The organism is Oribacterium sp. oral taxon 102, assembly GCF_013394775.1.
In the GTDB taxonomy this organism is placed as follows: domain Bacteria; phylum Bacillota; class Clostridia; order Lachnospirales; family Lachnospiraceae; genus Oribacterium.
On sequence record NZ_JABXYT010000001.1, the window covers coordinates 515,635 to 528,246 of the forward strand.

General features: G+C 55.3%; 12 protein-coding genes. 10 read left to right on the top strand and 2 right to left on the bottom strand.

From position 1 onward, the window contains the following. The first annotated feature begins 131 nt into the window (after window positions 1-131). The 5 genes from HW273_RS02375 to HW273_RS02395 all read left to right on the top strand — a co-directional run bounded on the left by HW273_RS02375 (window position 132) and on the right by HW273_RS02395 (window position 4,178). Window positions 132-1,211: an LCP family protein gene (locus HW273_RS02375; RefSeq protein WP_179010263.1), complete on the top strand. Its 1,080-nt coding sequence runs from the start codon at window positions 132-134 to the stop codon at window positions 1,209-1,211. A gap of 76 nt (window positions 1,212-1,287) precedes the next feature. Next, window positions 1,288-1,734, top strand: coding sequence for a choline-binding protein (locus HW273_RS11665; RefSeq protein WP_179010264.1), 447 nt, complete (start codon window positions 1,288-1,290; stop codon window positions 1,732-1,734). A 67-nt stretch (window positions 1,735-1,801) separates the two neighbouring features. Continuing rightward, window positions 1,802-2,551 carry a CpsB/CapC family capsule biosynthesis tyrosine phosphatase gene (locus HW273_RS02385; RefSeq protein ID WP_179010265.1) on the top strand — a complete coding sequence of 250 codons (750 nt, stop codon included), beginning with the start codon at window positions 1,802-1,804 and terminating at the stop codon, window positions 2,549-2,551. Between the two features lie 74 nt (window positions 2,552-2,625). After that, the gene (locus tag HW273_RS02390; RefSeq protein ID WP_179010266.1) at window positions 2,626-3,390 is read left to right on the top strand and encodes a YveK family protein; all 765 of its coding nucleotides are present in this window, start codon (window positions 2,626-2,628) and stop codon (window positions 3,388-3,390) included. Next, window positions 3,387-4,178: a CpsD/CapB family tyrosine-protein kinase gene (locus HW273_RS02395; protein ID WP_179010267.1), complete on the top strand. Its 792-nt coding sequence runs from the start codon at window positions 3,387-3,389 to the stop codon at window positions 4,176-4,178. Before HW273_RS02390 ends, HW273_RS02395 begins: the two co-directional genes overlap by 4 nt. Window positions 4,179-4,317: 139 nt before the next feature. On the opposite strand, the gene HW273_RS02400 is transcribed toward HW273_RS02395, so the two are convergent. Both HW273_RS02400 and HW273_RS02405 read right to left on the bottom strand, forming a co-directional pair. Continuing rightward, on the bottom strand, window positions 4,318-4,860 hold the full coding sequence (locus HW273_RS02400) for a flavoprotein (RefSeq protein WP_179010268.1): 543 nt from the start codon (window positions 4,858-4,860) through the stop codon (window positions 4,318-4,320). Then, the gene (locus HW273_RS02405; protein WP_179010269.1) at window positions 4,857-5,642 is read right to left on the bottom strand and encodes a phosphopantothenoylcysteine decarboxylase domain-containing protein; all 786 of its coding nucleotides are present in this window, start codon (window positions 5,640-5,642) and stop codon (window positions 4,857-4,859) included. Before HW273_RS02405 ends, HW273_RS02400 begins: the two co-directional genes overlap by 4 nt. Window positions 5,643-5,959: 317 nt before the next feature. On the opposite strand from HW273_RS02405, the gene HW273_RS02410 reads away from it, so the two are divergent. The 5 genes from HW273_RS02410 to HW273_RS02430 all read left to right on the top strand — a co-directional run bounded on the left by HW273_RS02410 (window position 5,960) and on the right by HW273_RS02430 (window position 12,601). Next, window positions 5,960-7,369, top strand: coding sequence for an extracellular solute-binding protein (locus HW273_RS02410; protein WP_243206722.1), 1,410 nt, complete (start codon window positions 5,960-5,962; stop codon window positions 7,367-7,369). 20 nt (window positions 7,370-7,389) lie between these two features. Further along, a complete protein-coding gene (locus HW273_RS02415; protein WP_179010270.1) occupies window positions 7,390-9,045 on the top strand; it encodes a helix-turn-helix transcriptional regulator in 1,656 nt (551 codons plus the stop codon). Between the two features lie 258 nt (window positions 9,046-9,303). Next, window positions 9,304-9,984 (top strand): AIM24 family protein, encoded by a 681-nt coding sequence (locus tag HW273_RS02420; protein WP_179010271.1) that lies wholly within the window; start codon window positions 9,304-9,306, stop codon window positions 9,982-9,984. Window positions 9,985-10,138: 154 nt separating this feature from the next. Beyond that, on the top strand, window positions 10,139-11,362 hold the full coding sequence (locus HW273_RS02425; RefSeq protein ID WP_179010272.1) for a HEAT repeat domain-containing protein: 1,224 nt from the start codon (window positions 10,139-10,141) through the stop codon (window positions 11,360-11,362). Window positions 11,363-11,398: 36 nt separating this feature from the next. Continuing rightward, complete coding sequence (locus HW273_RS02430) at window positions 11,399-12,601, top strand: YARHG domain-containing protein (RefSeq protein ID WP_179010273.1); 1,203 nt, start codon at window positions 11,399-11,401, stop codon at window positions 12,599-12,601. Window positions 12,602-12,612 lie beyond the last annotated feature (11 nt).

A 12,612-nucleotide genomic window follows, 5' to 3' on the forward strand; every position in this document is an offset into this window, starting at 1 on the left:
TTACACTGCTGATGCCGCGAAATGACGGCTGGGACGAGCAGCCTGCCGGAGAGGCTTCAGCATATTACAGAATGAGGAGCCTTGCGGGGCTTCGGACATACTGTGATAGGGGGGGCGGCGGAAAGGGAAAGATGAGGACGAAGAGGAATGCACGATTCATTTATGGAATCGTGTTTTTGATTTTTTTCGGCGTGGCAGGTGCTATTTTTGGCAGGCGGCTTTACCGGGAGCGGCAGGCGGCAGAGGTGAAATACGCAGTGCAGGAACCGGGAAGTGCGGGCGAGGAAAAGAGCAGCGAGGAGCAGACGGGCGAGAATCCGGCAGATGGAAGCGCGCAGCTTTTGTTTAATGCCTCCGAGCTTTCCTATCAGGGGGAAAGCTATCGGAGAAATACGGCGGTGAAGGCATATCTTCTCATTGGAATCGACCGCGAGGGGAGTCTTGAGCAGGAGCAAGGGTACATGGAGGAGGGAAATGCCGACGGCATCCTCGTGTTGGCCTATGACAGTGCAAATCATCGTGTGAAGCTGCTGCAGATTCCGCGGGACAGCATGGTTCCGATTCATATAACGGATGAAAGGCATCAGTATACCGGAACGGAAATTCATCAGATTACACTGGCGTTCGCCTATGGAGATGGAAGCCGGAGGAGCTGTGAATATATGGAGGATGCGGTCTGTACACTGCTGAATGGTTTGAAAATGGATGGATACATGGCAGTGTCTCTGGAGATGATCCGCCATTTGAATGATCTGATCGGCGGCGTGACGGTGGAGATCGCTTCGGATGATTTGATACAGTTTGATCCTGCCTTTGTGAGAGGGCGGAGTGTGCATCTGGAGGGGGAGCTTGCGGAGAAATTCGTGCGTGCAAGAGATATTACGAAGCCGAAGACCGCAGAGGAGCGCATGGAGCGTCAGAAGCAGTATGTGACGGCATTTGAGCGTCAGGCGCTTCAGGAATACAAAAAGAATGACCGGATCCTTGTGGAGCTGTTCGATTCGATGCAGGAGCATATGATTACAGATATGTCGAAGGGAGAGTATCTCCGGATCGCCATGGATATCCTGCTTAATCAGGAAATCGGTACGGAAGACTTCCGCATGCTGCCGGGGGAAGTCAATACCTCTCATTTTTATGAAGAGTTTTATACAGACAATGAGGGCGTGAACCGGCTTGTTCTGGATACATTTTTCAGAAAAAAGGCTTGATTTATTTGTAAAATAAATTAAACTATAATCGTTATTAAAGAGGGATATGGCAGGAGTATAAAGGAGGAGACGGGAAATGGTGCGGAAGATTGGAACAATGGTGCTGGCAGGCGCGATGATTCTTTCCATGAGCATGACCGCGCTTGCGGCTAACAGTCCCAGCAAGGGCAGGGGGGGCAGCTCCGCTGTCGGCAAGTCAAGCGTGGCGACGGTAAGCAGCGGTGCCGGAAGCAGTACGACGAGCCGTGCAGAGACAGAGGGTGCATGGAAGCTGGAGGGAAATACATGGCGCTTTAAGAAGTCCGACGGATCGGACTGGAAGGGAAGCTGGATTGTATCGAAGCACCAGTGGTATTACCTTGACGCGGACGGCAACATGGTACAGGGCTGGAAGCAGATCAATGGGGTATGGTACTATTTTTCCGCTTCTGTGTCGACGAATCAGCCTGTCGGCTCCTGTTATCTGGACAGGATCACGCCGGATGGATATCGTGTAGATGCGAATGGCGCATGGATTAAGTAAGCATTTGTTTCAATGCAGGAGGGGGCTGCCGCAGCGGCAGCTCTTTTTCTGGCTTTAAGGTAGGAAAATGTTTGACATTCATTCGCATATTCTGCCGGGGCTCGACGACGGAGCGAGAAGCATGGAGGAAAGCCTGCAGCTGCTCCGAAGGGCAGCCGAGCAGGGAGAGAGCAGTGTGATTGCGACGCCGCATTATTCTGTAGAAAGGCCGACAGACCCAGGGGCAGTCTGCGCGAAGCTTGCAGAGCTGCGGCAGGCGGTGGTACAGGACGAGGCACGGAGAGGGGAAAAGCAGACAGTATTTCCGCCGGACTTTCAGCTCTTCTCGGGGAATGAGGTTCTGTACTTTGACAGCATCGTGGAGCATCTTCTGCAGCGCAGGATCCTGACGCTGATGGGCTCACATTTTGTTCTGATCGAATTTTACCCGCGGGAAAGTTATGCCGCCATGCTTCGGGCAGTCCGAAAGCTGCGATATGCAGGCTATTATCCTGTGATTGCACATGCAGAGCGTTTTTCTGCGCTGTATGAAGCAGGGAATGGAAAGGGGCTGGAGGGACTGCGGGCATCCGGTGCGTATATCCAGCTCAGTACAGCTCCGGTCGGCGGCTTTTTCCTGCGCAGGGAGACGAGATTTATAGAAGAGGCGCTGCGAAGCGGACAAGCCCAGTTCCTGGGGACGGATATGCACCGGATTGACACCCGGCCGCCGGAACTTGGGAGAGCCGTGCGCTGGATTCGGAAGCACTGCGGCAATGCAGAGGCGTTGCTTACGGAAAATGCCGAACGGATGAAACGGGATGAGGACTTTCTCTGATTTTTCCGGGAACGGCTGCATCAGGGAGAAGAGACGCTTTAAAAAAGGAAAGCAGGGAAGAATTGGGGGATATTATGCAGGAAACCAAGGGGGCAGCAGTCAGAGAAGGCAGGCTGGAGCCGCTTCTGGAGGAAGAGGAGCTGGAGATTGATCTGCGGGAGCTTTTCTTTGCGATACGGAAAAGGATTCTGTATGTGCTGCTGGCGGCGCTGCTTGGCGGAGGTCTCAGCTTTTTCGTAAGCCGCTTCGTCCTGACGCCGATGTACACCTCGACCAGTATGCTGTATATCATGTCGAAGGAGACGACATTGACCTCTCTCGCGGATCTGCAGATCGGCGCCCAGCTCACGAAGGACTACAGGGTGCTGGTGACCAGCCGTACGGTCATGGAAAAGGTGATTGAAGCATTGCAGCTTCCTATGGATTATACAGAGCTTCGGAACATGATTCGTCTTGAAAATCCCTCCGATACCCGGATCCTGAATATCAGCGTAACGGATTCCAGTGCGGAAATGGCGAAGCAGATCGCGGATACGGTTGCGGAATGCGCGTCGGATTATATCGCGGATATCATGGAGCAGAATCCTCCCAAAATCATCGAAAAGGGCGAGATTTCGCATACAAAAACCTCTCCGAAGACCCGGATGGATGTGCTGCTGGCGATGCTGGTCTCTGCGTGTGCGGTGGTGGCATATGTTTCACTGAAGACGATACTGGATGATACGATCAAGACAGAGGACGATATTCAGAACAGTCTGAGGCTTCCGGTGCTTGCGGTCATCCCGGAAAAGGCCGCGCCTGGAAAGGGGAAAGCGAAGACAGGAAAGGATAAGGGATGAATCAGACAGTATTGCAGCTTCAGGCTCTTTCAGAGGCGGATGATTTTCGCTATATAGAGGCGATCAAGACATTGCGGACCAATATTCTGCTCTCCGGCTCCAATGTCCGCAGGATTCTTCTCAGCAGCACGGCGCCGAACGAGGGAAAGAGCACGCTGTCCCTGGCGCTGGCGAGAGCGTTTGCGGAGAGCGGCAGACGCACCCTCTTGTTGGATGCAGATATCCGAAAATCCATGTTTACGGTCCGTCATCAGATTCACAGAGAGACGATCGGGCTTTCTCAGCTCCTTTCCGGGCAGGGAAGTCTGGAGGATGGAATCTATACGACAAATGTCGAGAATCTGGATGTGATTCTGCCCGGTCCCTATTCTCCCTCCCCGACAGAGCTGTTTGAGGACGAGATGTGTGGGAAGCTGTTCCGCTATATCGAAGAGCAGAACTATGATTTTGTCATCATTGACTCTCCTCCGCTTGGCTCTGTCATCGACGCGGCGATCCTGTCCCGCTATGCAGACGGCGCGGCACTGGTCGTAGAGAGTGAGGTGACGACGAAGCGGCTGTTCTCGCGGGTAAAGGCGCAGCTGGATCGCACAGGTGTCCGTTTCCTCGGTGTGATTTTAAACCGCGTGAAGATGGATAAGGGAAGCTACTACGGGAACTATTACGGATATTACAAAAAATACGGGACGTACGACTATGGACCGAAAAATGAGGAAGGGGAGAAGCATCCTGGAAAATCGCGCGGCCGTATGTCTGCAGGGAGCAGGAAAGAAGCAGGCAGGGGATGATGGATCTCCTGCTTTGGGCAAATCGCATACGCTCACAGTATTCGACGGGCTCCTCTGATGTGTCTTGACCTCCCTGATCACTGTGCGGGATCAGTACACCCTTAATTTCAGGCCGGGATTCATTTTGCGGAGCCTCTGCTCATTCTCCCAGTGCCTCCCGGACTGCGGAGAGGATCTGCTCTGTATCCGCCAGTGCCCCCTTTCCAAGCGATCCGCAGGCGAGCATCGCCTCGCGGGGCTCGATGAAGCAGAACCCAAGCTCTTTCAGGGTTCGGATATTCCGCTGTGTCAGCGGGTTTTCGTACATTGCGGTGTTCATTGCGGGCGCGATCAGGATCGGAATTCCCCGTACAGCCAGCAGCACGGTGCTCAGCATATCGTCGGCGATGCCCGCGGCAGCCTTGGCGATGAAATTCGCGCTTGCCGGGGCGACCAGCAGCAGATCGGCGCGCTGTGCCAGTGAAATATGCTCCACCTCGGAGGGAGCACAGGGCGCGAACAGATCGGTATAGACCTTGTTTTTCGTCAGCGTTTGCAGGGTGAGGGGTGTGATAAACTCTGTACCTGCTCTGGTCATGATGGTATGGACGCTGCGGCCCTCCTTATTCAGGGTATTGGCGATGTCGGCGGCTTTATAGGCGGCGATGCTTCCGGTGATGCCGAGAATGATGTTCTTTTTCATTTGCAGATTTTCCTCCTTGCGACAGTCTCCATAGCGGCTCCCACGATCCCTGCTGCGATTTCCTGCTTCGTATTAAAGGCAGAGAGCCTCCTTTCCGAATCCATCAGGAAGGCATGGTGGTGATCTCCCTTGATCTCTGCCGCGTCATTGGCGAGCACGAAATCGCAGCGGTTTTTTACGAGAAGGCGATGTGCGGTGTCCAGAAGCGTCTGCTCGGATACCTGATGGAGCAGCTTGAAGCCGATGATCACCGCCTCCGGCAGCTTCTCCCGAAACAGGGGGAGGATCTTCGGCGTCTGCTCCAGCAGGAGCAGGGGAGACTTCATCTGTGAGGACAGCTTCCCGCCGCCTTTCCGGAGATCGGTTTCCCCCATTCCGTCCAGAAGCGCCCTCTGCATATTCTGAGGAGCGGAGGCATGCTCCTCCAGGAATGCTGCCAGGGCTTCTGTCGTAGACACCGCGCGGACGGTATAGTCGCTGACTGCCATGCTGTGGATCACACAGTGGATCGTGTGACGTTCCAGAATCGCGTTGACCGCGTCCCGGAGATCGGTGACGCTCTGTACCGTGACACAGCTTATCCGTTCCGCGTGGGGACGGACGGCATCCCTTGCGCAAACATAAAAAATCTGCCGCACCGCCTCCTGTGCGGAGAACGCGTCTGCGATCAGGCTTCCCAGTCTCCCGCTTCCGGTATTGGTGATCCTTCTCACAGAGTCGATCGCCTCGCTGGTGCCTCCCGCCGTAATCAGAATATTGATCTCCGGATGCTTTCTCTCCATATATTTCTGCTCCCGCAAGAATCCTTTCTCTTGACTTCCCTATGCCGAAACCGCTGCTGCGCATAAGACGCATGGCTCCGGACAGTTAGGATTATATCCTTCCTTGCCTTTCGGCGCAATCCTTTCCGGCGGCAATACACCATGAGCAAGCAGTTCGGGGAAGCAGGAGAAAAGAAGGGATAAAAATTTGAAAGAAGGCTCTTTAAACAGAAAAAGCCATCCATAGAGCAGGCGCAGCATGTTTCTAAGACAAAGCTGCGTCTGTTTGCTATAATGATGACAGCGTCGGTTGTCAGTACATTATTGCGGAGGGGATTATGAGGGGGAAATGGGCGCTGCAGATAGGGATTGCCGGAATGCTGGCTATGCTTCTCGCGGGCTGCGCGGGGCTTCAGAAGGAGAAGGGACCGATCGTGCTGACGCTCTGGCATGTATACGGCGGTCAGACGGATTCTCCACTGAATCGGACGATCGACCGCTTCAATGAGACCAGAGGCAGGGAGCTGGGGATACAGGTGCAGGTTACCAGCGTCTCCAATACCAATACGATTCACGAGGCGGTGCTTTCTGCGGCGAGGAAGGAGCCGGGGGCGGCGGAGCTTCCGGATATGTTCGTCTCCTATCCGAAGACGGTGCTGTCGCTGCCGGATCAGAGTATTCTGGCGGATTACAACGATTATTTCAGTGCAGCGGAGCTTGATGCATACCTTCCGGCGTTTCTGGAGGAGGGGAAGCTCGACGGGAGGCTTGTAATCTTCCCGGTAGCGAAATCAACGGAGATCCTCTTCATCAATAAGACCTTGTTTGACCGCTTCGCGGCAGAGACGGGAGCAGAGGAGCGTGAGCTCGCAACCTGGGAGGGGCTGTTCCGGCTGGCGAAGCGCTATGCGGAATGGACGGATGCGAAAACGCCGGATATTCCGAATGACGGTAAGAGCTTCTTCGTACATGACTACCATTTCAACTACTTTCAGGTCGGCTGCGAGTCACTCGGAGAGCATTTTTTCAGGGAAGGGGATGCGGAGGGGCAGCTCTCTTTCGGGCCAATGTTTCGGCGGGTCTGGGAGCCTTATGCCGATGCGGCACTTTCCGGCGGGGTTTGGCTGCGTGAGGGCTATGCGACGGAACCGCTTCGCACCGGCGGGGCGATCGTGAGCGTGGCGTCCTCTGCGAGTGTTCTTTACTATGAGGATGTCGTGACCTATGGGAATAATATTTCAGAGCCGATTGAGGTAGTAGCACGCCCGGTTCCGGTCTTCGAGGGCGGAGAGAGGCTGGTTATGCAGAGAGGTGCGGGCTTCTGCATGGTGAAGTCCAGCCCGGAACGGGAGAGAGCGGCGGCAGCATTTCTGAAATGGCTGACAGAGCCGGTAAATAATGTGGAATTCGTGACGAAGACAGGATATATGCCGGTGACGGAGGAGGCGTTCCGGCAGCTTCCGGAGATCGTAAAGGGCTTGGAAAATCCGAAATACAGAAGCCTCTATCGGGCGCTGGCGGAGACAGAGCGGGATTACCGCTTCTATGTCGCTCCACTGCTTCCGAATTATCTGGATCTGGAGATGCGCTTCGAAAAGAATGTGCGGCTGGAGCTGTCCAGAGCAAGGCAGGCTTACCATGAGGCGGTCGGAGAGGGGCAGTATGCCGGAGGCGACATCGCAGCGCAGGCGGAAAAGGAGCGGCAGCTGGAGCAGGCATATCAGAATTTGCTGCAAATGATGGGATGAAGCGGAGGATGAGCGGGCGGATGAAGGCTGGGAGACATGGAAAAGTGCATTCGGAGAGCGAAAAACCTGCTTTTTGCCAGCTGCTGCGGGCGCTCAATGCGCAGAGCAGCTCGATGCGCGGAAAGCTGCTCCTGTACCTCTGCTGTCTGATTTTCATAAGCAGCGGCATCCTGCTGCTCCTGCTGCTCGGAATGGGGGTCTTTACGGAGAGCGGGCGGAGCCTTCGGCAGACGCTGGAGGTACAGCTTCGGAACCGGAGCAGAGAGATGCAGGAGCGGCTCGCGTTCTATACGGGGAACGGGATTTATTTTTCCGAGCGGCTCAGCAGGACGCTGGAGCAGGATATTCTCAGCTATCCCTACAATATCAGAGCGCTGCAGAATAATGCCGTACAGCTGGAGGAAATGCAGGAGCGGCTCTATCCGCTTCTGGAAAATGAGCTGAATATTACCCGTGTAAGCGGCGTTTTCGCTGTTTTTGACGCGACGGTCAATACGAAGGCACCCGGCGCGGCGACATCTCGCAGCGGCATCTATTTACGACTCGGGAATGTCAGCAGCAGCACGGCACCGGAGAATGACATCTTCCTCTTTCGGGGTCATTCCGAGCTCGCGATGCAGAAGCAGATCCAGCTGCATAACCGCTGGAATATGGAGTTTAATACCGGCGAGATGGAATGGTATTCGCAGCAGCTCGCGGAGAAGAGCACGAGACAGGATTATCTCTGGATCGAGCGGCACAGGCTGCGGGATACCTGGGAGAACGGCATATTTCTGAGCATACCGGTGGTGGGGAGCGGCGGAGAGCGCTACGGTCTCTGCGGACTCGAAATCAGTGAGCTTCTGTTTCGGCTGAGCTATGCTGCGGTAGAGAGCCGGTACGGAGATATGGTCACGGTTTTCGCGCCGCTGGAGGGGGATCAGCTGCTTCTGCCCGGCGGGCTGATCGGAGAGCGGGGCGACAGCTACTTCGATGACGGGCAGCCGCTTCGGATTGAGCAGGGCAGGAGGTTTAACAGCTATCTGGGAGAGGGCAGACATTACCTCGGTATGCATCAGCCCTTTATGGAGGCGCGGGATGCTTCGGGCAGGCAGTGGGCGCTCGCGGTGCTGCTCTCCTATTCAGATTATCAGCTGCAGAACGCACGGCAGCGAAGCCGGATCATCGCAGCGGTAGCGGCATTTGTCCTGATCATGCTGCTCTGCTCCTTCGTTCTCTCGCATCATTTCGTGAAGCCGATTCTCAGAGGGCTGGAGGCTCTGAAGACGGATGCGATACATCGGGAGAATGGGGGCGGCAGTACCGGTATTTCAGAGCTCGATGCGCTGGCGGAGTTTCTGGAGCTGAAAAATGCGGAATACCGGAACGGAGGACGGACAGAGTCAGGGCTTCCGCCGGAAATCAAGGAGCTCTTCGATCGCTTCGTGGAAAACAGCCGGACGCTGACGCTGTCGGAGCGGAATATCCTTTCCTACTATATTCGGGGCTATCAGATCGCGGAGGTACCGGAGCTCGCCTGTGTCAGTCTGAATACGGTACGGAAGCATAACCGAAGCATCTACGAGAAGCTCGGCGTGCGCTCGCGGGATGAGCTGCAGCTCTACCTCGATCTCCTGAAGCGCTGCGGGAGGCTTTCGGAGCTGGAGCAGCCTGCGGAGCGTGTGCGGGAGCTATGATGCCCTGCTATTGTTCATGAAAAACAGGCGGCAATACTGTGCATATTGCATGGATTTGCCGCCTGTTTTTGTGCAAAATAGTGGTATTCGTCGGATAATTTTTACATTTTTCGAGGAAAAGTATCCGATGGGTAATGGATTTTCTCTAAAAAGTCTGTATAGTTATTTTTAGTGTTAAGGAAGCGCTGACAGCAGTTGTCAGGGCGAGGGGGCATAGCTGACGCGTTGTGCGTGCGGCAGGAAAAAGGAGGAGACATTATGCGTTATCAGATCGAGGGAGGAAGTCTTCCGGCGGCGATTATTCAGCTGGAGCCGGGAGAGACCATCGTCAGTGAGCTCGGGGGGCGCGCTTGGGCGAAGGGGGCAGTCACTACGGAAACCAAGGCGCCGGGCGGTATCGGGAAGAGCCTCGGGAGAATGTTTTCCGGTGAAAATCTGTTTATGAGCTATTATACCGCGCAGGGACCGGCGGAGATCGGCTTTGCATCATCCTTTGCGGGAAGCATCATTGTGCGGGAGCTGCAGCCGGGACAGAGCCTGATCTGCCAGAAATCCGCATTTCTCTGTGCGACCTCTCAGGTGGAGCTGTCAGTCTATTTCCAGAAAAAGCTGGGAGCCGGACTCTTTGGCGGCGAGGGCTTCATTATGCAGAAAGTGACCGGGCCGGGACTGGTATTCCTCGAGCTGGACGGCTATGTGAAGGAATATGACCTGCAGGCAGGAGAGGAGCTGGTCTGCGATACGGGGCTTGTTGCGCTGATGGATGAGAGCTGTCAGATGGATGTCCGCGTGGTCAAAGGTCTGAAGAATAAGCTGCTGGGCGGTGAGGGACTGGTGGATACCGTGGTGATCGGACCGGGAAAGGCATATATCCAGACCATGTCTCTGCCGAGACTCGGCGGTGTGCTGTCGCCGTTTATCAAGGTCGACAAGAAGTAAGAGCGGTAAGGGCGATGAAATCGCAGCAGGGGAAATGTACAGGGCAGTAAGGGGAAAAGCATAGAGTGAGACAAGGGGCGGTTAGACCGCGACAGGGCGTGACGGCGGCGGGTTTCCGCCGCCGTCACATGATTTTCGAAGGGGGATAAGGGAAATGAAGAGAAGACGCTATTGGATAATATTGCCTTTGGCGGTTGGTGTATTTTTTCTGTCTATGACGGCGTGTTCGGAGAAGAAGACGGAGGAGAGTACGGTAGAGGAGAGCGAGAAGCGTACGGAGAAGGGCGAAAAGGAGACGACGGAAGCGGAGGCCGAGGGAGCGGAGGAGCTGGACTATGAGAATATGACTGCCGAGGATCTGCTGAAGGATCTCCTCGACAAGACAGAGCTCAGCGACGAGAACTTCGTCTGGCTGACTTCTACCTATCGCTATGTGCCGATCACAGAGGAGCTGCAGCTGGAGGAGAATATCACATCAGAGGCATTTTCTCTTCTGAGAGAGAAGGAGATCCGGTATACCTGCAGCGAGGATTCGATGAAGCAGCTGCTTGCCAGCGAGTATCCGCAGGTTCGTGCCGAGGCCTACGAGTGGATGGAGTCTCTGCTGGGACTCACGGATACAAACAGGGCGCTGGCGAAGGAGGCGATCGGAACCGAGAAGGATCCGTATGTGCTGCGGGCAATGATCCGGACACTGGGAAACGAAGGCTCGGATCCGGAGATAGGCCCCTTTCTCATTTCGATGTCGAAGCATACTCACCCCAGGGTCAGGGAACAGGCGGCGGCCTGGATCGGCAGCTCCTGGAACAAGGAAATGGAGGGCGCGGTAGAGGCGGAAATCGCGCTGATACAGGACGAGGATCAAGAGGTGGCGAAGGCTGCATGCCGAAACTGCGGCGGACTGGAGGACGACAGAGTTGTGGCGCCGCTTGTGGAAATTTTGAATGATGAGACGAAGTATGAGCTGCACGGCGCTGCAGTAGACGGGCTTACCGATATGTGGCTGGACTTTCCCTTCCATGAGGCGACGAGCGAGGCGGCATACAAAGCCTGCATGGATTACTACAAGAAAACGCCGAGATCAGAGAATGTTCCGTTCTGGACCACAGTCGGGGAAGCGGACATGATCTCAGAGAGCTCTTTCCCGGAATGGAAGGAGAAGGCAAGCTATTACAAGCCGGAGGAATTGATTGCGGTCATGAAGGAGATTGCGTTGGATCCGAATGCCGATTGGCTCGGACGTACCGCCGCCTTTGATGTCATCAAGACGCACGGTGGCAGGGAAGCGCTTGAGGCGATCAAGCCGGAGGTCGATGCGCTGACCGATAAGGATGCCTCGCTGGTACAGGACAGTCTTGAGGACGAGCTTAAGGATTAAGCGTAGAGGAGAATGCGCCGGGAAAGGAAGCAGAAAATGCGGAGGCAGAGACGAGAAGGAAGCGGCACAGGGAGAGCGGCTATGCTGGGAGTGCTCCTTTCCCTGCTCTGCTTAAACGGCTGCCACAGCCTTTCGGAGCAGAACCCTGTGACGGAAGCAGCGCAGGGAGAGGTGACGGAAGAGTCGGAGGAGACGGGGCAGGAAGAGCAGGAAGCGCGGGCGCTCCGGAGAGATGCGGCACAGCAGGAAGCGCGGAAAAAAAGTGATACCGGTGCCGCGCGGAGCGGACAGAAAAAGAAGGGGGAAACTGAAAAAGGACAGCCGCGAGAGGAGAGCGTGCCGGAAGGCAGCGAAAAAGCCGTGGATGCAACACAGGAGGAACGGCAAAGCGGGCGCTTCCGTATCGTGAATGCGGCGCTGCTGGCGGAGGACTATGACGAGGTGCTTCCGTACAGTGCGGAGCTTCGCTTCGAGGAGGCGGGACTCGAATCTATGGAGCTTTGGCAGCTCCGCCGGGCAATCAATGAGATCTATGCGCGACATGGGAGGCAGTTCCGAAATGAGGGACAGCGGCGTTACTTCGAGAGCAGGAGCTGGTATCAGGGGAACGTTCCGGTGGAGCAGTTTCAGGACAGCGTCCTGAACAGCATAGAGCAGGAAAATCTGAAAAAGCTGCAAAGAGTACTGGATCGGCGCGTTGGCGGCAGAAGTATCCCTGAGACGGAATCCGCGGCGATTCATTTTCTGAATGAAGGCGGCGTCAATGGCTTCCTTTGGGCACGTTTCTCTTCTGTAGAGGGATATCCCTTCTCAATTGCGGAGATCGTCTATCAGATGGAGGATGAGAGTGTACCCTGGGAGAAGGTGTTTGCAGCAGTAGAGGCAGAGGACGGGCGGCTTGCAACGGATGTCAGCTATGTGACGACGAAGAAGCTGGATGCGCTGCTTAAGCGGGTGACCGGCTTCGGGATCTCGGAGAAGCGCTGGACCTGGGATGCGGGGTATCTCCCTGCATTGGACGTCTACTATATGGTGCATGGAGACACGAACCATGTCGTATTCATCGGGGAGCTGATCGAAATGGACGGAGAGGAGGTACAGATCCTCTGCTATCCTCTGTACACCTATGAGGAGACGCCTTTCGTGGTTACGCTTCTCCGGAATGAAAAGGACTTTCGCTTCGTAAGCATAGCGGATGTGGTAGATGATCCGGGCTCCCATGCGGAAACCGGTGGATAGAAAAGGAGGGA

Bases quoted from the DNA above. Each gene is read 5' to 3' on its own strand.
- HW273_RS02395 (WP_179010267.1), top strand. From the start codon at position 3,387: ATGAATCAGACAGTATTGCAGCTTCAGGCTCTTTCAGAGGCGGATGAT.
- HW273_RS02400 (WP_179010268.1), bottom strand. From the start codon at position 4,860: ATGAAAAAGAACATCATTCTCGGCATCACCGGAAGCATCGCCGCCTAT.
- HW273_RS02410 (WP_243206722.1), top strand. From the start codon at position 5,960: ATGAGGGGGAAATGGGCGCTGCAGATAGGGATTGCCGGAATGCTGGCT.
- HW273_RS02430 (WP_179010273.1), top strand. From the start codon at position 11,399: ATGCGGAGGCAGAGACGAGAAGGAAGCGGCACAGGGAGAGCGGCTATG.
- HW273_RS02390 (WP_179010266.1), top strand. From the start codon at position 2,626: ATGCAGGAAACCAAGGGGGCAGCAGTCAGAGAAGGCAGGCTGGAGCCG.
- HW273_RS02405 (WP_179010269.1), bottom strand. From the start codon at position 5,642: ATGGAGAGAAAGCATCCGGAGATCAATATTCTGATTACGGCGGGAGGC.
- HW273_RS02375 (WP_179010263.1), top strand. From the start codon at position 132: ATGAGGACGAAGAGGAATGCACGATTCATTTATGGAATCGTGTTTTTG.
- HW273_RS02385 (WP_179010265.1), top strand. From the start codon at position 1,802: ATGTTTGACATTCATTCGCATATTCTGCCGGGGCTCGACGACGGAGCG.
- HW273_RS11665 (WP_179010264.1), top strand. From the start codon at position 1,288: ATGGTGCGGAAGATTGGAACAATGGTGCTGGCAGGCGCGATGATTCTT.
- HW273_RS02415 (WP_179010270.1), top strand. From the start codon at position 7,390: ATGAAGGCTGGGAGACATGGAAAAGTGCATTCGGAGAGCGAAAAACCT.
- HW273_RS02420 (WP_179010271.1), top strand. From the start codon at position 9,304: ATGCGTTATCAGATCGAGGGAGGAAGTCTTCCGGCGGCGATTATTCAG.
- HW273_RS02425 (WP_179010272.1), top strand. From the start codon at position 10,139: ATGAAGAGAAGACGCTATTGGATAATATTGCCTTTGGCGGTTGGTGTA.